We start from the raw sequence: 19,360 nt of genomic DNA on the forward strand, positions 1-19,360 counted from the left end.
GCGCGACCCGGCCCGCGGATGCCGCGCGGTCCCCGTGGCATCAGCGCTCGGCGCGACCCGGCCCGCGGATGCCGAGCGCGTCACGCGTCTCGGGCGACAGCAGCAGGACCAGGGACGTCACGGCGACGACCGCGAGGACGATGCCGGCGGGGATGGCCATGCTGTCGGCCCGGAGCAGGGTGTAGGCCACCGGCAGGGCCATGATCTGGGTGAAGATGGCGGGCCCGCGGCTCCAGGGGCGCCGGGCGAGCAGACCGCGCGCGGCGAGCAGAGGCAGCAGCGCGATCAGCAGCAGTGTGACGCCGCCGGTGACGGCCTGCCCCCGGCTGTCGGGGTCACCGGTCAGCCCGAGCACGAGCATCAGGCCTCCGCCGGCCACCAGCGCGACCCCCTCCAGCGCGGCGAGGAGGGCGGCGTACGTCAGTCGCCGCGGGCGCGGGCCGGTGACGTCGGCGGTGGTGTCGGGGGTCTCTTCACTGGTCACCCCTGAAGGGTAGCCGCCGGTTCCACGCCGTCCGTGTCGAGGTTCACGCCCGTTTGTCTTATCTGATCCACGCTTCCGTCTGGGATCGGTACCACCCAGTAGGTAGTGTGCAACGCATGCGTGCACTTCTCGTGGTCAATCCGGCGGCAACCACTACGAGCGCACGGACGCGCGATGTACTGATTCACGCCCTCGCCAGCGAGATGAAGCTGGAAGCGGTCACCACGGAGTACCGCGGGCACGCGCGCGACCTGGGCCGGCAGGCCGCGGAGAGCGGCGAGATCGACTTGGTGGTGGCGCTCGGCGGCGACGGCACGGTGAACGAGGTCGTCAACGGTCTGCTGCACGCCGGGCCCGACCCGGAGCGGCTGCCCGGTCTCGCCGTGGTGCCCGGCGGTTCCACCAATGTCTTCGCCCGCGCGCTGGGCCTGCCCAACGACGCCGTCGAGGCCACCGGCGCACTGCTCGACGCCCTGCGCGAGGGCAGTGAGCGCACGGTCGGGCTGGGCCTGACCTCGGGCACGCCGGGCACGGACGACGAGGCGGTGCCGTCGCGCTGGTTCACCTTCAACGCGGGCCTCGGCTTCGACGCGGGTGTGGTCGGCCGGGTCGAACAGCACCGTGAGCGGGGCAAGAGGTCGACGCACGCGCTCTACGTCCGCCAGGCGCTGCGTCAGTTCCTGGGTGAGCCGCACCGCAGGCACGGCACGATCACGCTGGAGGCTCCGGGTCTGGAGCCGGTGAGCGACCTGGTGCTCTCCATAGTCTGCAATACCGCCCCGTGGACGTATCTGGGTAGTCGACCGGTGTACGCGTCTCCTCGGGCGTCGTTCGACACGGGACTCGATGTGCTCGGTCTCAGCCGCCTGTCGACGGCCGCGGTCGCCCGGTATGCCACGCAGTTGCTCACTTCGTCCCCCGAGCGCGGCCCCCATGGGAAGCACGCGGCCTCGCTGCACGATCTGAGCGAGTTCACCTTGCATTCGAAGGTCCCTCTCCCCCTCCAGATGGACGGTGACCACCTGGGGCTGCGTACGAGCGTGACGTTCACAGGCGTACGCCGTGCACTGCGTGTGATTGTGTGAGCAGAAAACCCCAAAGTCCTTTCACTCGAACGTTTAGGCCAGGGTCCACCCCATGGAAGTACGGCTGTGACCTAGTCGACACCGAGGAATCAAAAAAAACTTTCCGGAAGGGGTTGTATCCGCCGCTGAGGTTTGCGAGTCTCTACGTGGCGATCGGGACAGCCCGCAACACCGGCTAGCACAGATCACCGGAACCCCTCTCAAAACCAAGGACCACGCCAGAGAACCTGGCAGTCGGCCCTTCCCTTGTTGAGGGATTCGTGAAAGCGTTCACATTCACAAGCAACCCGCACGTAATACCAAGGAGAGGTAGCAGCCATGGACTGGCGTCACAACGCCGTTTGCCGCGAGGAAGACCCCGAGCTCTTCTTCCCCATCGGCAACACCGGTCCTGCGCTGCTGCAGATCGAGGAAGCCAAGGCCGTCTGCCGTCGCTGCCCCGTTATGGATCAGTGTCTGCAGTGGGCGCTCGAGTCCGGTCAGGACTCCGGCGTCTGGGGTGGTCTCAGCGAGGACGAGCGCCGCGCGATGAAGCGCCGCGCCGCCCGCAACCGGGCGCGTCAGGCTTCTGCCTGACATACCCACCCCGCTGACAGCCTGAGCTTGGCGGCGCGTACAGCGAGTACGCAACTCCCGCCCCCGAGCACGCAGCGCGCAGTACCCCCGATGCGCATCAGCAACGAGCACGAGCCCCGGACCATCGAATGGTCCGGGGCTCTTTGCTGTGCCCGGCCGGCCGCCGCCGTGACCGTGGGTGACGTCCGAGGCCGGGCGACGCGCGTCCCGGCGAGGTCCACCGCCGGGTGATGTGCGCGACCCGAGGCGCGTGCGCTCGGTTACGTCCGCGCCGGTCCGCTTCCGTTCCGGTCCCGCATTCGCTTTCGCCTTTGCCTTCGTCTTCGCCTTCGCGTCGGACTACTTCTGCGCCCGGACCGGGATGTCGAGGAGCACCTGGCAGCCGCGCTCCGGTGCCGGGACCATGTCGAAGCTGCCGCCCAACTCGCCCTCCACCAGGGTCCGTACGATCTGGAGGCCCAGGTTGCCCGCGGTGCGCGCGTCGAAGCCGGGCGGCAGGCCGACCCCGTCGTCCTGGACGGTGACCAGCAGCCGGGCGTCCTTGCTCGTGCCACCGCGCACGGCCGACACCTCGACGGTGCCGGTGTCGCCCTCGCGGAAGCCGTGTTCGAGGGCGTTCTGGAGGACCTCGGTCAGGACCATCGACAGCGGAGTGGCCACCTCGGCGTCGAGGATGCCGAAGCGGCCGGTGCGCCGGCCGGTGACCTTGCCGGGCGAGATCTCGGCGACCATCGCCAGGACCCGGTCGGCGATCTCGTCGAACTCCACGCGCTCGTCCAGGTTCTGGGAGAGCGTCTCGTGCACGATGGCGATCGAGCCGACCCGGCGGACCGCCTCCTCCAGGGCGGCGCGGCCGCGCTCGGACTCGATGCGCCGGGCCTGGAGGCGCAGCAGGGCCGCGACCGTCTGGAGGTTGTTCTTCACCCGGTGGTGGATCTCCCGGATGGTGGCGTCCTTGGTGATCAACTCGCGTTCGCGGCGGCGCAGTTCGGTGACGTCGCGGAGCAGGACGAGGGAGCCGATGCGGGTGCCCTTGGGCTTGAGCGGGATGGCCCGGAGCTGGATGACGCCGTCGTTGGCCTCGATCTCGAACTCGCGCGGTGCCCAGCCGCTGGCCACCTTGGCGAGCGCCTCGTCCACCGGCCCCCGGGACGGGGCGAGTTCGGCGGTGGTCTGCCCGAGGTCCTGGCCGACCAGGTCGGAGGCGAGGCCGAGCCGGTGGTAGGCGGACAGCGCGTTCGGGGAGGCGTACTGGACCACACCGTCGGCGTCCAGCCGGATCAGGCCGTCGCCCACGCGGGGCGAGGCGTCCATGTCGACCTGCTGGTCGGGGAACGGGAACGAACCGGCCGCGATCATCTGCGCGAGGTCGGAGGCGGACTGGAGGTAGGTGAGCTCCAGCCGGCTGGGCGTGCGCACGGTGAGCAGGTTGGTGTTGCGGGCGATCACTCCGAGTACACGCCCGTCGCGTCGTACGGGGATGGACTCCACCCGTACGGGGACCTCCTCACGCCACTCGGGGTCGCCCTCGCGCACGATCCGGCCCTCGTCGAGGGCAGCGTCCAGCAGCGGGCGGCGGCCGCGCGGGACGAGGTGGCCGACCATGTCGTCCTGGTAGGAGGTGGGGCCGGTGTTCGGCCGCATCTGGGCCACGGAGACATAGCGGGTGCCGTCGCGGGTGGGGACCCACAGGACCAGGTCGGCGAAGGAAAGGTCGGAGAGCAGCTGCCACTCCGAGACCAGCAGATGGAGCCACTCGAGGTCGGAGTCGTCGAGGGCGGTGTGCTGGCGGACCAGTTCGTTCATGGAGGGCACGCTTGGAGCGTACCCGGGGGTTTGTACGGCATCGAAACGCAGTGCGGTGCGGGGCTTCGGCGGGCGGGGTCCTCGGGCCTCGTACGGCCCCCGGAAACACCCGCGGGCCGCGGCGCCTGAGAGGGACCCTCAACCCTCCCGGCACCGCAGCCCGGAGCAGAACGGCCGGGGGGTGTGCGGTCCCGTCGGCCGAAGGTGAGGAGCCGGGGCAGTCAGGGCAGAGAGCCCGGTTCCTCGTTCCGTCCTCCTGTGCGGGGAAGACGGAGGCTTGTCGCACTGTTGCGCGGTTCCTCCAGCATTCTGGACTAGACCATTCGGGGTGTCCATGCGTCGGAACGTGTTTTGTTGTCGGCCGCAGCCTAACCCGCCCGCGTCAGGTACGGGACCAGATATCCGCGCCAATTTCGGCGAGGGCCGCCACCGCCCTCCGGTTCGCGCCGTCGCGCGCCCGTCAAGAGACGGGCCCGGACCGACGCGCCGGCGTGCCGGGCCGATGCGCCGGGGTGTGCGGCGGGGCGGCAGGGTTTTCCATGGAGTCAGGAGCGCGCGGAGGGGCCTGGGCGGGCTGCCCGGAGAGGCCCGCTCTGTTAGATTGGTCTAAACCACATCTCCCTTCCGGGTGCCTTCGAGTCCCCTCTCCAGAACGGCAGGCCCAGCGTGGAAGTTGTCATCGTTCCGGATGCCGAGGCCGGCGGCGAACTGATAGCCGAGGCCATGGCCCAGTTGCTGCGCCGCAAGCCTGACGCCCTGCTGGGCGTGGCGACCGGCTCGACCCCGCTGCCCATCTACCGGGCCCTGACGGCCAAGGTGCGGTCCGGCGCCGTGGACGCCTCCCGGGCGAGGATCGCCCAGCTCGACGAATACGTGGGACTGCCCGCCGAGCACCCCGAGTCCTACCGTTCCGTGCTGCGTCGCGAGGTCCTGGAGCCGCTCGGTGTCTCCATGGACGCGTTCATGGGTCCCGACGGCACCGCGCAGGACGTGCAGGCGGCGTGCGAGGCGTACGACAGGGCTCTCGCCGAGGCGGGCGGGGTGGACCTGCAGTTGCTCGGCATCGGCACGGACGGTCACATCGGGTTCAACGAGCCGTGCTCCTCGCTGGCCTCCCGTACCCGGATCAAGACGCTGACCGAGCAGACCCGGGTCGACAACGCGCGGTTCTTCGGCGGGGACATCGCGCAGGTGCCGCACCATGTGATCACCCAGGGGATCGGGACGATCCTGGAGGCGCGGCATCTGGTGCTGCTGGCCACGGGTGAGGGGAAGGCGGACGCGGTTGCCGCGACCGTGGAGGGGGCTGTTGCCGCGGTGTGTCCCGCCTCGGCGTTGCAGATGCATCCGCATGCGACTGTCGTGGTGGACGAGGGGGCGGCTTCCAAGCTGAAGCTTGCGGAGTACTTTCGGCACACGTATGCGAACAAGCCGGCCTGGCAGGGGATTTGACGGGGTTGTCTGCGGTCCTCTGACGTCTTCGGGGTGCGGGTGGTGGGTGGCTGGCCGCGCAGTTCCCCGCGCCCCTAGGGGTGGGGGGCTGGTCACCTTCCTCAAGCTTTGCGCAGTTCCCCGCGCCCCTCAAAGCTTTGCGCAGTTCCCTGCGCCCCTCAAACGGCGCGGTGTTTCTCGCGCCTCTTCTGGGGGGTCAGGGGGTGTGTACGTGAAAGGCGCCGGTCTCCCCTAGGGACCGGCGCCTTTCTGCTTTCTGGTGGGGGTTACGCGCCCGCTATGACCTCTGCTGCTGCTCGGCCCGAGACTCGGGAGGCGCCGTGGGTGGCTATGTGGAGGGCGCCTCGGGGCGGGGCCTGGGGGAGGCCCATCTCGACGACGACCGTGTCGGGGCGGGCCGTCAGGAGGGTGTCCAGGGCGGCCGCCATCCACGGGTGGCGGTGCTCGTCGCGGACGACCGCCACGATCCTGCGCTCCCCCGCCGCCTTCAGGGCCGCATGGGCCGCCTCGTCGCCGGTGTACGTGTCCGTCGCGGTGCCGGGCAGCAGGGCCGCCAGCTCGGCCGCCACGCCCCACGGCGTCTCGTCGCCGACCGCGATGTTGGCGACGGGCGAGAGGGTCGCCACGTAGGGCGCCTCGGTCAGGGGCGTGAAGGTGCCCGCGCCGGTCACGCGCAGGGCGCGGCGGGCGGCGCGCAGCCCGACCCCGGGGTCGGCGGACGCGGTGGCGCCCTCCGCGGCGGCGGCCGTCCAGCGGGCCAGCCTGCGCACCCGCTCGGCGGCGTCGGCGAGGCGCTCCTCGGGAAGCTCGCCGGCGCGGACCGCGCCGACCAGGGCGTCGCGCAGCCGGCGTACGGTCTCGTCGTCGGCGAGGCCTCCGCCCACGCAGATGGCGTCGGCGCCGGCCGCGAGGGCGAGGACGCTGCCGCGCTCGATGCCGTAGGTGGAGGAGATGGCCTGCATCTCCATGCCGTCGGTGACGATGAGGCCGTCGTAGCCGAGTTCGCCGCGCAGCAGGTCGGTGAGGATGCGGCGGGACAACGTTGCCGGGTGCTCCGCGTCCAGCGCGGGGACCAGGATGTGGGCGCTCATCACGGCCCGGCTGCCGGCCGCCATCGCCGCGCGGAACGGGGCGAGTTCGCGCTCGGCGAGCACGGCCGGGTCCGCGTCGATGCGGGGCAGGGCGTGGTGGGAGTCGACGTTGGTGTCGCCGTGCCCGGGGAAGTGCTTGGTGCAGGCGGCGACGCCGGCCGACTGCAGGCCCCGGACGTAGGCGGCGGTGTGCCGGGCGACCAGGCCCGGGTCGGCGCCGAAGGAGCGGACGCCGATGACCGGGTTGTCGGCGTTGGAGTTGACGTCGGCGGACGGCGCCCAGTTGAAGTTGACGCCGCAGGCGGCGAGGCGGCGGCCCAGCTCGTGGGCGACCTCGCGGGTCAGCTCCGCGTCGTCCACCGCGCCGAGGGCGTTGTTGCCCGGGAAGGAGGAGCCGGTGCGGACCTCCAGGCGGGTGACGTCACCGCCCTCCTCGTCGATGGCGACCAGGACGTCGTCACGCTCGGTGCGCAACTGGGCGGTGAGGGCCGCGAGTTGCTCGGGCGAGGCGATGTTGCGCCCGAACAGGCCGACCGAGGCGAGGCCCTCGCCGAGCCGGCGCAGCAGCCAGTCGGGGGCGGTGGTGCCGGGGAAGCCGGGCTGGAGGACCGTCAGCGCGTCACGGGTCAGGGTGTCTGTGCCGCTGGCGAAAGTCGTCATCGAAGGCGTCATCCCTTCACGGCGCCGGCGGTCAGACCCGCGGCCATCTTGCGCTGGACGAGGAGGAACAGCACGACGATCGGCACGGCCATCATGGTGGCGCCGGCCATCATCGGGGCGTACTCGGTGCCGTGCTTGGTGGTGAAGTTGCCGAGCCAGACGGTCGCCGTCTGGTTCTGCTGGCTGAGCAGCATCAGGGCGTAGAGGTACTCGTTCCAGGCCTGGATGAAGCCGTAGACCGAGGTGGCGACCAGGCCGGGGGCCAGCAGCGGGAAGACCACGCGCATGAAGGCGCCGGTGCGGGAGCAGCCGTCGACCATCGCGGCCTCCTCCAGCTCCTTCGGGATGTTGACGATGAAGCCGCGCAGCGTCCACACCGTGAAGGGGAGGACGAAGGTCAGGTAGGTGATCATCAGGCCGGTGAGCCGGTCGTACTGGCCGAGGTCGTTGAGCAGCAGGAACACCGGGATGATCATGGCGACCAGCGGGACCATCTGGACGGCGAGGATGCCGACGATCACGATCCTGCGGCCGCGGAAGGCGAACCGGGAGATGGCGAGGGCGGCGAGCAGTCCGATGACGATGCCGATCGCGACCACGACCACCGACACGAGGAGGCTGCGGCCGACCGGACCCCAGAAGTCGGCGATGTTGAGCGCCCGGTCGAAGTTCGACAGGGTCAGGCCCGTGGGCAGCAGGCTCGGGTCCGGGTCGATGGCGTCCTTGGCGGGCTTGAACGCGGTGTTCAGCATCCAGTAGACGGGGAATCCGGCGGCGGCGAAGACGAACAGGCCGAGGATGTTCCAGCCGGTCTTGGAGCGCCCCGGGCGGCCGCCTTCGGACTTCGAAGGGCGGCTCTTCACAGCGGTCGCGCTCATTCGACCTCTCCGATCTTCAGCATCTGACGCATGTAGACGGCGACCACACCGAGCAGCAGCAGAACGGTGATCACGGCGATCGCCGAGCCCTGGGCGTAGTCGTTGACCACGAAGGCGCGGTCGTACGAGTAGGTGTTGAGGATCTGGAACTCCGGCTCGGGGTGGCCGTTGCGCATCACGAAGACCTGCGGGAAGACGCCCATGTCCCAGATGACCGACAGGGTCGTGAGCATCACGATGATCGGCTTGAGGATGGGCAGGGTGACGAACCGGAAGACGCCCCAGGCGCCGGCGCCGTCGAGGCGGGCGGCCTCCTCCAGCTCCTTGGGGACCTGGGTGAGACCGGCGCTGAGGGTGATCACCACGAAGGGGACGGCTCCCCAGACCACCAGCAGCGTGATCACGGCGAGGCCCTGGGGTCCGCTGGCGAACCAGTTGTGGCCGATCAGGTCGACCCCCGGCAGCTTGCTCAGGAGCGCGTTGAGGATGCCGTAGTCGGCGTCGAACAGCCACTTGAAGACGGTGGTCGCGACGATCACGGGCATGCCCCAGCTGGCCACCAGCGCGATGTTGATCAGGGTCTTCACCCAGCCGGAGACCCGCTGGAGCAGCAGGGCGATCAGCATGCCGATCACCATCGTGAAGACCACCGCGCCGACGGCGAAGAGCACCGTGCGCACCACGACGGTCCAGAACTCGCTGTCGCCGAGCACCTTGCTGAAGTTCTCGAAGCCCACCGACTCGGCCGGCTGGAAGCCCCACAGCTGCGGCTGGCCGAACTCCTGGAACGACAGGGTGACCAGGCGGACCAGCGGATAGCCCATGACCAGGGCGAGGATCAGCAGACAGGGCGCGAGCAGCAGCCAGGGGGTGGCGGCCGGGCCGTTCGTCCGTCTGGCGCGGGGCCGGTCCGCGGTGACCGGCGGGGGTGCCTGCCGCGGCGGCGGCACCTTGGCAGGGGTGGTCGTGTCGGCACTCATCGCGCGCTCCTTGGCGGGTCCCTCAGGTCTCACGGAAAGAAAAGCGGGGCTCCGCCTGCAACGGAGCCCCGCCTCAGGTCACTTGGTGTTGATGACCTTGTCGATCGCGGCGTCCGCTTCCTTCGCGGCGTCCTCGACCGACTTCTTGCCGGTGCCGATGCTCTGGAGCATGGTCTGAAGGACCTGGGCCTTCTCGACCTGACCCCAGCCGGGTGCCATCGGGACGAACCAGTTGGACTCGGCGGCGGTGGCCGGGACGACCGTCGCCGGGTCGTTCTTCAGGGTGGCGAGGTCGGTCTTGTTGTTGGGCAGGTTGCCCTTGCCCATCAGGCCCTTCTGCCCGGCGGCGCCGGTGAGGGCGTTGATCCACTCGGCGGCGACGTCCTGCGCGTCCGACTTCACCGGGACGGCCAGGTCGGAGCCGCCCAGGAACACCGGGAGGTTCTTGCCGGACGGGCCGGGCATCACGAAGTTCTCGACGTTGTCCTTGAGCTTGCCGGTCTTGTCGTTCTCGGGAGCGGCGGCGCTGCCACCCTCCCAGGCCGGGGCGAAGATCATGCCGGACTTGCCCTGGCCGTACACGATGTAGCGGTCGGACTCGTCCTTGGTCTTGTCACCGTGCATGTAGGTGTCCAGGACCTTCTTGAACTCGTTCAGGCCCTTGATCGACTCGGGCGAGGAGAGGCTGGCCTTCCACTGGCCGCCCTCCTCCTTGGCGATGGCGCCGCCGGCGTCGTAGACGAAGGACATGGCCGCGTACCAGTCACGGGAGGGCTGGTACCAGGCGCTGAACTTGTCGCCCTGCTTCTTCTGGACCTTGTTCAGGGCGGCGGTGAGCTCGGCGTAGGTCTTCGGGGCGGCCTTGACACCGACCTGGCCGAAGACGTCCTTGCGGAAGTTGCCCACGCGGGTACCGGCGTAGTACGGCACGCCGTACGTCTTGCCCTCGTAGGTCACCGAGGCCTTCAGGCCGTCGAGCCAGGCGTCGGACTGCTCGAACTTCGCCGGGTCGACCGGGGCGAAGGCACCCTTGACCATGTAGGCGAGCATCTCGGTGTTGCCCATCTCGACAACGTCCGGGGTCTTGTCCGTGGCGAGAACGGCGTCGAGCTTGGCGTTCTTGTCCGGCCAGCCGTAGTACTCGTGCTTGATCTTGATGCCGGGGTGCTTCTTGGCGACCGCGTCGTCGGCGGCCTTCACCAGCTCGGGCCAGTTGTTCTGCGCGTCGACGGTCAGCCAGACGGTCAGCTCCTTGACGTCGCCGCCCTTGTCGCCGCCGCTGCCCTTGTCGTCACTGTCCCCGCACGCCGCGATGGAGAACATCATGCCCGCGATACCGATCGCGGCTACCAGCTTGCGCTTCACGCCACCCTCCTCAGGGATGCCACAAACCCCCCTCGTCCCCGCGGTGAATGGCGTCAACGCCGTGCGAACCGTCCGTGGGGCCGGGACCTGGACCAATGGTGTAGACCAGTACCCGGAGCTTGGCCCAGACCAATAGGGCTGTCAAGGGTGTTCAAGCGGCCCGTGGGCGTCCGTGATGGGACCGAGATATGCAGGGACCTTTCATTCCGCAAGCGACAGAACGGACGGACCACTGCGACTGAACCACTGCGTCTTGACAACGCGTTGGACTAGACCAACGGAGGCCTCGGGGGTATACAGAGGAGATCACGGAGCGTGCGGAGTACACCCACACAGGACACCCGCCCGCGAAGCCGTGCCACGATGTGAGCCGCGGCCGATGGGATTCGGTCGCATCGGCACCCGGAGCCGGGAAGGCGGAGCATGAGCACCGACGTCAGCAGTGCGGAGAACGAGGGTGGAGCGAGTGTCCGTACCGCGCGCGTGCCCAAGTACTACCGCCTGAAGAAGCACCTGCTGGACATGACGGAGACGCTGCCGCCCGGCACGCCCGTCCCGCCCGAGCGCACGCTGGCCGCCGAGTTCGACACCTCCCGCACCACCGTGCGCCAGGCCCTCCAGGAACTGGTGGTCGAGGGCCGGCTGGAGCGGATCCAGGGCAAGGGCACGTTCGTGGCCAAGCCGAAGGTCTCCCAGGCGCTGCAGCTGACCTCCTACACGGAGGACATGCGCGCCCAGGGCCTGGAACCGACGTCCCAGCTGCTGGACATCGGCTACATCACCGCCGACGACCGCCTCGCCGAGCTGCTGGACATCACCGCGGGCGGCAGGGTGCTGCGCATCGAGCGGCTGCGCATGGCCAACGGCGAGCCCATGGCGATCGAGACCACGCACCTTTCGGCCAAGCGCTTCCCGGCCCTGCGCCGCTCGCTGGTGAAGTACACGTCCCTGTACACCGCGCTGGCCGAGGTCTACGACGTCCATCTCGCCGAGGCCGAGGAGACCATCGAGACCTCGCTGGCCACTCCGCGCGAGGCCGGCCTGCTCGGCACCGACGTCGGCCTGCCGATGCTGATGCTCTCCCGGCACTCCCTGGACCGCGAGGGCAACCCGGTGGAGTGGGTGCGCTCGGTGTACCGCGGCGACCGCTACAAGTTCGTCGCCCGTCTGAAGCGGCCCGTCGAGTAACCGGTTTCCGCGGTGGGGCGGCTCGCGGAGCGAGTAATTCCGCGGTCCAAGCCGCCCACCCGTCGGCAAAGGCGACAAACGCTCCGCCGATGTGCCGACGAGGGGTTCCGTGCCGGTGACACCGTGACCTAGATTGCCTGCCCACTACACAGGTGATCTTTGAGGGGACGGAGTCGCCAGATGTCGCAAGCCCCAGAAGCGGGCGGGGAGCCGGTGGTGACGCCCATGCGCGTCGTCATCGCTCTCTGCCTCGTCGCCCCGTTCGTGGCCATGCTGTGGGTCGGTTCGTACGCCAGGACGGACCCGTCGCTCGGCGGCGTCCCGTTCTTCTACTGGTACCAGATGGCCTGGGTCGTCATCTCCACGGCGCTGACCATGGTCGCGTACAGGCTGTGGCAGCGCGACCAGCGCGAGCGTGCCGCCCGCAAGGGGGGTGAGCGCTGATGGAGAACGATGTCAACGTCGTCGCGCTCGCGGTCTTCGTCCTCTTCTTCCTGGCCGTCACGGTCATGGGCTTCATGGCCGCGCGCTGGCGCAAGGCCGAGAACGAGCACAGCCTCGACGAATGGGGCCTGGGCGGCAGGTCGTTCGGCACCTGGGTCACCTGGTTCCTGCTCGGCGGCGACCTGTACACCGCGTACACCTTCGTCGCGGTGCCGGCGGCCATCTACGCGGCGGGCGCGGCCGGCTTCTTCGCCGTGCCGTACACGATCCTGGTGTACCCGCTGATCTTCACGTTCCTGCCCCGTCTGTGGTCGGTCTCGCACCGCCACGGCTATGTGACGACCTCGGACTTCGTGCGCGGCCGCTTCGGCTCCAAGGGCCTGTCGCTGGCGGTCGCCGTCACCGGCATCCTCGCGACCATGCCGTACATCGCGCTCCAGCTCGTCGGCATCCAGGCCGTGCTGGACGTGATGGGCGTGGGCGGCGGCGAGGACACCAACTGGTTCGTCAAGGACCTGCCCCTGCTGATCGCCTTCGGCGTGCTGGCGGCGTACACCTACTCCTCCGGCCTGCGGGCGCCCGCCCTGATCGCGTTCGTCAAGGACACGCTGATCTACCTGGTCATCGCGGTCGCGATCATCTACATCCCGATCAAGCTGGGCGGCTTTGACGAGATCTTCACCAAGGCATCCGAGGCCTACGCCCAGACCAACCCCGCCACGGACAAGCCACGCGGCGCGCTGATCCCCGCCGAGGCGGGCCAGTGGACGTACGCCACGCTGGCGCTGGGCTCCGCGCTGGCGCTGTTCATGTACCCGCACTCGATCACGGCGACGCTGTCCTCGCGCAGCCGTGACGTGATCCGCCGCAACACCACGATCCTGCCGCTGTACTCCCTGATGCTGGGCCTGCTGGCCCTGCTGGGCTTCATGGCCATCGCGGCCGGGGTGAAGGTGCAGAACGGCCAGCTGGCCATCCCGCAGCTGTTCGAGGACATGTTCCCGGACTGGTTCGCGGGCGTGGCCTTCGCGGCGATCGGCATCGGCGCGCTGGTGCCGGCCGCGATCATGTCCATCGCGGCGGCGAACCTGTTCACCCGCAACATCTACAAGGACTTCCTCAAGCCGGACGCCACGCCCGCCGAGGAGACACGGGTCTCCAAGCTGGTGTCGCTGATGGTGAAGGTCGGCGCGCTGGTCTTCGTCCTGACGATGGACAAGACGGTCGCCATCAACTTCCAGCTGCTCGGCGGCATCTGGATCCTGCAGACCTTCCCGGCCCTCGTCGGCGGCCTGTTCACCCGCTGGTTCCACCGCTGGGCGCTGCTGGGCGGCTGGGCCGTCGGCATGCTCTACGGCACGATCGCCGCGTACGGGGTGGCCTCGCCGACCCAGAAGCACTTCGGCGGCTCCGCCAAGGAGATCCCCGGCATCGGCGAGATCGGCTACATCGGCCTGACGGCCTTCGTGATCAACGTGGCGGTGACGGTGGTCCTCACCTTCGCCCTGCGGGCCGCCAAGGCCCCGGAGGGCGTCGACGAGACCCGCCCGGAGGACTACACGGCGGACGCGGGCGACCCGGGCGTGAAGACGGAGCTGCCGGTCGTGCACTAGGGACTGTCGTCAACTCCCGCCTGCCCCGCGACGCCACGCACGCTCCCCCACTTCGTGGGAGGTGCCCCACTCGCCGCACCGGGCACAGGCCCGAGTACGTCCGGTAGGAGGGCTTGCACCCGGCACTCCCCCGGAGGGGGGATCCCCAGAGCACGCACCTGACGCCGCGGGGCCGCCCTCCGGGCGGCGACGGGAGTCTGACGAGGACCGCCCGGCCGGTCACCCACCAAGGCGACGCCCCGGGTCACCGGCCGAAGCCGAGCCGCGGGGGGGCCGCCGTCGGAGCACACGACGGCGGCCCCGTGCCGCACACTCTCGGCATGGACATCCGGATCCGCCCCGCACTGCCCGGCGAGTACGACGAACTCGGTGAACTCACCGCCCAGGCCTATCTCCAGGACGACCTCCTCACCTTCGGCGAGAACGACTGGTACCTCGGCGAGCTCAGGAACGTCGCCGGACGGGCGGCCGCCGCGGAGGTCCTCGTGGCCACGGACGACGGCCGTCTGCTCGGCGGTGTCACCTTCGTGCCGTCGGCGGGCCCCATGGCCGACCTGGCGGGCCCCGGCGAGGCCGAGATCCGCATGCTCGCCGTCGCCCACGACGCCCGGGGCCGCGGGGCCGGGGAGGCCCTCGTGCGGGCCTGTGTCGACCGGGCGCGCGCCCTGGAGGGCTGCACCGGCGTCGTGCTGTCCACCCAGGACGCCATGCGCGCGGCCCACCGCATCTACGAACGCCTCGGCTTCGTCCGCGCCCCGGGGCGCGACTGGCAGCCGCTGCCCGGGCACGACTTCACTCTGCTCACCTACGAGTTGACGCTATGAAGTCACCCGGCGCAGTCACTCGGCGCCACAACATATGGGGGTGCCATTCGCACCCGGCACTAGATGTATGCTCATGCTCGCTGTCGCCGCAGGGGAATCCGGTGCGAATCCGGAACTGTCCCGCAACGGTGTACTTGTGCGCATCCGCGCACGGGAGCTAGTCCGAGGACCTGCCGACAGCGCGCCCGGCCGTCCGGCCGGGACGCCCTGACGTCCGGGCCTCGTGGAGTGGGCCGGTGGACGCGACGCCGTGCGCGTTCGTGTGCCGCCCCGCTCCGTACCAGGCCCCTCCGTGCCGAGCGAGGGAGAGCCCCCCGTGACCATCGCGCCAGCAGACCCGGCTTCAGCAGCCGTCCCCGTGGACGAGGACGGTCCCGGTGCGGCGCTGCTCCGCACCCTCACCGAGCTGACCGCCGACCTCCCCGACGCCGACCCCGGCCGGGTGGCCGCTGCGGCGCTGCGCGGCCGGTCCGCGCGGGCGGACGAGGCCGAGTTGCGCGAACTGGCCACCGAGGCCGCCGCCGGTCTCATCTCCGAGGACCCGGCGTACAGCAGGCTGGCCGCCCGGCTGCTCACCCTCTCCATCCGCGCCGAGGCCGCGTCCCAGGGCGTCACGTCGTTCACCGGCTCCGTCGCGGCCGGGCACCGCGAGGGCCTGATCGCCGACCGCACCGCGGAGTTCGTGCGCGTCCACGCCGAGCGGCTCGACGCCCTCGTCGACCCGGCGGGAGACGACCGCTTCGGCTACTTCGGCCTGCGCACCCTGCACTCCCGCTATCTGCTCCGGCACCCCCTGACCCGCAAGGTCGTCGAGACGCCCCAGCACTTCCTGCTGCGCGTCGCCTCCGGACTCGCCGAGGACGACACGCACCGGTCCGTCGACGAGGTCGCCGCCCTCTACCGGCTGATGAGCCGCCTCGACTACCTGCCGTCCTCCCCCACCCTGTTCAACTCCGGTACCCGGCACCCCCAGATGTCGTCGTGCTACCTGCTCGACTCCCCCCTGGACGAGCTGGACTCCATCTACGACCGCTACCACCAGGTGGCCCGGCTCTCCAAGCACGCCGGCGGCATCGGGCTGTCGTACTCCCGTATCCGCAGCCGCGGTTCGCTGATCCGGGGCACCAACGGCCACTCCAACGGCATCGTGCCGTTCCTGAAGACGCTCGACGCCTCGGTCGCCGCCGTGAACCAGGGCGGCCGTCGTAAGGGCGCCGCGGCGGTGTACCTGGAGACCTGGCACTCCGACATCGAGGAGTTCCTGGAGCTGCGCGACAACACCGGTGAGGACGCCCGCCGTACGCACAACCTGAACCTCGCGCACTGGGTGCCGGACGAGTTCATGCGCCGGGTGAACGCCGACCAGGACTGGTCGCTGTTCTCGCCCGCCGACGTGCCCGAGCTGGTCGACCTGTGGGGCGAGGAGTTCGACGCCGCGTACCGCGAGGCGGAGGCGAAGGGGCTCGCGCGCAGGACGATCCCGGCCCGCGACCTCTACGGCCGCATGATGCGCACCCTCGCGCAGACCGGCAACGGCTGGATGACCTTCAAGGACGCCGCCAACCGCACCGCCAACCAGACGGCCGAGCCGGGACACGTCGTCCACTCCTCCAACCTCTGCACGGAGATCCTGGAGGTCACGGACGACGGCGAGACGGCGGTCTGCAACCTGGGTTCGGTCAACCTCGGCGCGTTCGTCGTCGACGGGGACATCGACTGGGAGCGGCTGGACGCCACCGTCCGCACCGCCGTCACCTTCCTCGACCGGGTCGTCGACATCAACTTCTACCCGACCGAGCAGGCGGGGCGCTCCAACGCCAAGTGGCGTCCGGTGGGCCTGGGCGCGATGGGCCTCCAGGACGTCTTCTTCAAGCTGCGCCTGCCCTTCGACTCGGCCGAGGCGCGGCAGCTGTCCACGCGGATCGCCGAGCGCGTCATGCTCGCGGCCTACGAGGCCTCCGCGGACCTCGCCGAGCGCAACGGCCCGCTGCCGGCCTGGGAGAAGACCCGCACGGCCAGGGGCGTGCTGCACCCCGACCACTACGGCGTGGAGTTCACCTGGCCCGAGCGCTGGGCGGCGCTGCGCGAGCGGATCGCCTCGACGGGTCTGCGCAACTCGCTGCTGCTCGCCATCGCGCCCACCGCGACCATCGCCTCGATCGCGGGCGTCTACGAGTGCATCGAGCCGCAGGTCTCCAACCTGTTCAAGCGCGAGACCCTGTCCGGCGAGTTCCTCCAGGTCAACTCCTACCTGGTGCAGGACCTCAAGGACCTCGGCGTGTGGGACGCCCGCACCCGGGAGGCGCTGCGCGACTCCAGCGGGTCGGTGCAGGGCTTCGCGTGGATCCCCGAGGAGGTCCGGGCGCTGTACCGCACCGCCTGGGAGATCCCGCAGCGCGGTCTGATCGACATGGCGGCGGCGCGGACCCCGTACCTGGACCAGGCGCAGTCGCTGAACCTGTTCCTGGAGACGCCGACGATCGGCAAGCTCTCCTCGATGTACGCCTACGCCTGGAAGTCCGGGCTGAAGACGACGTACTACCTGCGCTCGCGTCCGGCGACGCGGATCGCCCGTGCCGCGCAGGCCTCCGTCCCCGTCCCGCAGCAGGCCTCCGCCGAGGCCGTGGCCTGCTCCCTTGAGAACCCCGAGTCCTGCGAGGCCTGCCAGTGAGCTCCGACCGCGACACCCGTCTCCTCGACCCGGGTTTCGAGCTGACCCTGCGCCCGATGCGCTACCCGGACTTCTACGAGCGCTACCGGGACGCCATCAAGAACACCTGGACCGTGGAGGAGGTCGACCTCCACTCGGACGTCGCCGACCTCGCGAAGCTGACGCAGGAGGAGCAGCATCTGATCGGCCGGCTGGTGGCGTTCTTCGCCACGGGCGACTCGATCGTCGCGAACAACCTGGTGCTGACGCTGTACAAGCACATCAACTCGCCCGAGGCGCGCCTGTATCTGTCACGGCAGCTGTTCGAGGAGGCCGTGCACGTCCAGTTCTATCTGACGCTGCTGGACACCTATCTGCCCGACCCGGAGGACCGCGCGGCCGCGTTCGCGGCGGTGGAGAACATCCCCTCCATCCGCGAGAAGGCCGAGTTCTGCTTCCGGTGGATCAACGAGGTCGAGAAGCTGGACCGGCTGGAGACGCAGGCCGACCGCCGTCGCTTCCTGCTCAACCTGATCTGCTTCGCCGCGTGCATCGAGGGGCTGTTCTTCTACGGCGCGTTCGCGTACGTCTACTGGTTCCGCAGCCGGGGTCTGCTGCACGGTCTCGCCACGGGCACCAACTGGGTGTTCCGTGACGAGACGATGCACATGTCCTTCGCGTTCGAGGTGGTCGACACCGTGCGCAAGGAGGAGCCGGAGCTGTTCGACGACCGGCTCCGCCAGGAGGTCACCGACATGCTCGCGGAGGCGGTCGAGGCCGAGCTGCAGTTCGCCCGCGACCTGTGCGGCGACGGTCTGCCGGGGATGAACACCGAGTCGATGCGGCAGTACCTGGAGTGCGTGGCCGACCAGCGGCTGACCCGCCTGGGCTTCGCGCCGGTGTACGGCTCGGAGAACCCGTTCTCCTTCATGGAGCTCCAGGGGGTTCAGGAGCTGACCAACTTCTTCGAGAGGCGTCCCTCGGCGTACCAGGTGGCGGTGGAGGGCACCGTCGACCTGGACGAGGACTTCTGATCCTCGGAGGACCTGTGGGCCTCGGCCGCCTTCAGCTGGCGGTCGATCCGGCGCTCGTGGATCGCTCCCACGAGCGCCGGAGCTGCGAGGACGAGGAGGAGAAGCGCGACTGCGAGGTATTCCGTGAGTGCGTTCATGCGTCCAGTGTCGAACTCGGGCGACGCTCCTGACAGTGGCAGGACTGCCGCACTCCCTCGAATTACTGCCACACCTGAGGCACACTGGCAGCATGCCGCCATGTCTGCGAGGTGAGTCGTGCTGAAGAACGTGGCCGTCGTCCTGCTCGACGGTGTACATCCCTTCGAACTGGGCGTCGTGTGCGAGGTGTTCGGCCTCGACCGCAGCGACCAGGGACTGCCGGTGTACGACTTCGCGGTCGTCTCCGCCGAGGGGCCCACCCTGACCACCCATGTCCCGGGCTTCACCCTCGCCACGCCGTACGGCCTGGACCGGCTCGACGAGGCCGATCTGATCGCCGTGCCCGCCGGCAACGACTTCATGGCCCGCCAGTGGCCTAGCGCGCTGCTCGACTCCCTGGTCAGGGCGGTGGACCGGGGCGCCCGGGTGCTGAGCGTGTGCTCCGGGGTGTTCGTGCTGGGCGCGGCCGGACTGCTCGACGGGCGGCGCTGCGCCGCGCACTGGAAGCATGTCGACGAGCTGGCCCGGCGCTATCCGAGCGCGGTCGTGGAGCCGGATGTGCTGTACGTGGACGAGGACCCGGTGATCACCTCGGCGGGCACGGCGGCCGGCATCGACGCCTGTCTGCACATCGTGCGCAAGGAGGAGGGCACCGAGGTCGCCAACGCCATCGCGCGCCGGATGGTCGTCCCCCCGCACCGCGACGGCGGCCAGGCGCAGTACGTCGACCGGCCGCTGCCCGCGGCGCCGTGCGACACCGTCGGCGAGGTGCTCGCCTGGATGGAGCGCAACCTCGACGAGGAGGTCACCGTCGAGCAGCTCGCCGCCCGCGCGCTGATGTCCCCGCGCACCTTCGCCCGCCGCTTCCAGCAGGAGACCGGGACGACGCCCTACCGCTGGATCCTGCGCCAGCGGGTGCTGCTGGCGCAGCGGCTGCTGGAGGTGACGGACGAGACGGTGGACACCATCGCCGGCCGCACCGGCTTCGGCACGGCGGCCGCCCTGCGCCATCAGTTCGTCCGGGCGCTGGGGACCACGCCGAACGCCTACCGGCGCACGTTCCGGGGTCCCGAGGCGGCCGCCTGAGCGGTG

At 70.0% G+C, this 19,360-nt stretch carries 16 protein-coding genes and 1 riboswitch; of the genes, 10 read left to right on the top strand and 6 right to left on the bottom strand.

From position 1 onward, the window contains the following. Window positions 1-40 precede the first annotated feature (40 nt). The gene (locus ACFYR0_RS32365) at window positions 41-484 is read right to left on the bottom strand and encodes a hypothetical protein (protein WP_389336133.1); all 444 of its coding nucleotides are present in this window, start codon (window positions 482-484) and stop codon (window positions 41-43) included. Window positions 485-600: 116 nt separating this feature from the next. Between ACFYR0_RS32365 and ACFYR0_RS32370 the strand changes: the two genes are divergently transcribed. Together ACFYR0_RS32370 and ACFYR0_RS32375 are read left to right on the top strand one after the other, a co-directional pair. Further along, entirely contained in the window at window positions 601-1,569 is a 969-nt protein-coding gene (locus ACFYR0_RS32370) for a diacylglycerol/lipid kinase family protein (protein ID WP_389336136.1), read from the top strand. A gap of 318 nt (window positions 1,570-1,887) precedes the next feature. Next, on the top strand, window positions 1,888-2,145 hold the full coding sequence (locus tag ACFYR0_RS32375; RefSeq protein WP_006142322.1) for a WhiB family transcriptional regulator: 258 nt from the start codon (window positions 1,888-1,890) through the stop codon (window positions 2,143-2,145). Between the two features lie 339 nt (window positions 2,146-2,484). Here the strand turns inward: ACFYR0_RS32375 and ACFYR0_RS32380 are convergent, their stop codons facing one another. After that, the gene (locus ACFYR0_RS32380) at window positions 2,485-3,960 is read right to left on the bottom strand and encodes a PAS domain-containing sensor histidine kinase (protein WP_389336139.1); all 1,476 of its coding nucleotides are present in this window, start codon (window positions 3,958-3,960) and stop codon (window positions 2,485-2,487) included. A 657-nt stretch (window positions 3,961-4,617) separates the two neighbouring features. Between ACFYR0_RS32380 and nagB the strand changes: the two genes are divergently transcribed. After that, entirely contained in the window at window positions 4,618-5,403 is a 786-nt protein-coding gene (gene nagB / locus ACFYR0_RS32385; protein WP_389336142.1) for a glucosamine-6-phosphate deaminase, read from the top strand. 266 nt (window positions 5,404-5,669) lie between these two features. Here nagB and ACFYR0_RS32390 read toward each other — a convergent pair whose 3' ends face one another. The 4 genes from ACFYR0_RS32390 to ACFYR0_RS32405 all read right to left on the bottom strand — a co-directional run bounded on the left by ACFYR0_RS32390 (window position 5,670) and on the right by ACFYR0_RS32405 (window position 10,377). Further along, window positions 5,670-7,154 (bottom strand): glycoside hydrolase family 3 protein, encoded by a 1,485-nt coding sequence (locus tag ACFYR0_RS32390; RefSeq protein ID WP_389336145.1) that lies wholly within the window; start codon window positions 7,152-7,154, stop codon window positions 5,670-5,672. Between the two features lie 8 nt (window positions 7,155-7,162). Continuing rightward, window positions 7,163-8,032 carry a carbohydrate ABC transporter permease gene (locus ACFYR0_RS32395; protein ID WP_389336149.1) on the bottom strand — a complete coding sequence of 290 codons (870 nt, stop codon included), beginning with the start codon at window positions 8,030-8,032 and terminating at the stop codon, window positions 7,163-7,165. Continuing rightward, the gene (locus ACFYR0_RS32400; RefSeq protein ID WP_389336152.1) at window positions 8,029-9,012 is read right to left on the bottom strand and encodes a carbohydrate ABC transporter permease; all 984 of its coding nucleotides are present in this window, start codon (window positions 9,010-9,012) and stop codon (window positions 8,029-8,031) included. The genes ACFYR0_RS32395 and ACFYR0_RS32400 overlap by 4 nt, the downstream gene beginning before the upstream one ends. Window positions 9,013-9,090: 78 nt before the next feature. Next, entirely contained in the window at window positions 9,091-10,377 is a 1,287-nt protein-coding gene (locus tag ACFYR0_RS32405) for an extracellular solute-binding protein (protein ID WP_386378836.1), read from the bottom strand. 423 nt (window positions 10,378-10,800) lie between these two features. Here ACFYR0_RS32405 and ACFYR0_RS32410 point away from each other — a divergent pair, with 423 nt between their 5' ends. From ACFYR0_RS32410 to ACFYR0_RS32440, 7 genes are all read left to right on the top strand, one after another. Beyond that, entirely contained in the window at window positions 10,801-11,565 is a 765-nt protein-coding gene (locus ACFYR0_RS32410; protein WP_386378838.1) for a GntR family transcriptional regulator, read from the top strand. Window positions 11,566-11,745: 180 nt separating this feature from the next. Next, window positions 11,746-12,009, top strand: coding sequence for a DUF3311 domain-containing protein (locus ACFYR0_RS32415; protein ID WP_389336156.1), 264 nt, complete (start codon window positions 11,746-11,748; stop codon window positions 12,007-12,009). Next, window positions 12,009-13,622, top strand: a complete 1,614-nt coding sequence (gene mctP / locus ACFYR0_RS32420; RefSeq protein ID WP_389336159.1) for a monocarboxylate uptake permease MctP — start codon at window positions 12,009-12,011, stop codon at window positions 13,620-13,622. Before ACFYR0_RS32415 ends, mctP begins: the two co-directional genes overlap by 1 nt. Window positions 13,623-13,942: 320 nt before the next feature. Beyond that, on the top strand, window positions 13,943-14,446 hold the full coding sequence (locus ACFYR0_RS32425) for a GNAT family N-acetyltransferase (RefSeq protein WP_389336162.1): 504 nt from the start codon (window positions 13,943-13,945) through the stop codon (window positions 14,444-14,446). Between the two features lie 92 nt (window positions 14,447-14,538). Beyond that, window positions 14,539-14,617: riboswitch (cobalamin riboswitch) on the top strand. A 145-nt stretch (window positions 14,618-14,762) separates the two neighbouring features. Then, window positions 14,763-17,117, top strand: a complete 2,355-nt coding sequence (locus ACFYR0_RS32430) for a ribonucleoside-diphosphate reductase subunit alpha (protein ID WP_389336165.1) — start codon at window positions 14,763-14,765, stop codon at window positions 17,115-17,117. A gap of 56 nt (window positions 17,118-17,173) precedes the next feature. Continuing rightward, the gene (locus tag ACFYR0_RS32435; protein ID WP_389336291.1) at window positions 17,174-18,130 is read left to right on the top strand and encodes a ribonucleotide-diphosphate reductase subunit beta; all 957 of its coding nucleotides are present in this window, start codon (window positions 17,174-17,176) and stop codon (window positions 18,128-18,130) included. Between the two features lie 255 nt (window positions 18,131-18,385). Beyond that, a complete protein-coding gene (locus ACFYR0_RS32440) occupies window positions 18,386-19,354 on the top strand; it encodes a helix-turn-helix domain-containing protein (RefSeq protein WP_386378843.1) in 969 nt (322 codons plus the stop codon). Window positions 19,355-19,360: the final 6 nt, after the last annotated feature.

It is taken from the genome of Streptomyces sp. NPDC005017 (genome assembly GCF_042873115.1).
Classification (GTDB): Bacteria; Actinomycetota; Actinomycetes; order Streptomycetales; family Streptomycetaceae; genus Streptomyces.

Coding starts and splice junctions, on each gene's coding strand:
- ACFYR0_RS32370 (WP_389336136.1), top strand. CDS start 601: ATGCGTGCACTTCTCGTGGTCAATCCGGCGGCAACCACTACGAGCGCA.
- ACFYR0_RS32375 (WP_006142322.1), top strand. CDS start 1,888: ATGGACTGGCGTCACAACGCCGTTTGCCGCGAGGAAGACCCCGAGCTC.
- ACFYR0_RS32390 (WP_389336145.1), bottom strand. CDS start 7,154: ATGACGACTTTCGCCAGCGGCACAGACACCCTGACCCGTGACGCGCTG.
- ACFYR0_RS32395 (WP_389336149.1), bottom strand. CDS start 8,032: ATGAGCGCGACCGCTGTGAAGAGCCGCCCTTCGAAGTCCGAAGGCGGC.
- ACFYR0_RS32400 (WP_389336152.1), bottom strand. CDS start 9,012: ATGAGTGCCGACACGACCACCCCTGCCAAGGTGCCGCCGCCGCGGCAG.
- ACFYR0_RS32410 (WP_386378838.1), top strand. CDS start 10,801: ATGAGCACCGACGTCAGCAGTGCGGAGAACGAGGGTGGAGCGAGTGTC.
- ACFYR0_RS32415 (WP_389336156.1), top strand. CDS start 11,746: ATGTCGCAAGCCCCAGAAGCGGGCGGGGAGCCGGTGGTGACGCCCATG.
- mctP (WP_389336159.1), top strand. CDS start 12,009: ATGGAGAACGATGTCAACGTCGTCGCGCTCGCGGTCTTCGTCCTCTTC.
- ACFYR0_RS32425 (WP_389336162.1), top strand. CDS start 13,943: ATGGACATCCGGATCCGCCCCGCACTGCCCGGCGAGTACGACGAACTC.
- ACFYR0_RS32435 (WP_389336291.1), top strand. CDS start 17,174: ATGCGCTACCCGGACTTCTACGAGCGCTACCGGGACGCCATCAAGAAC.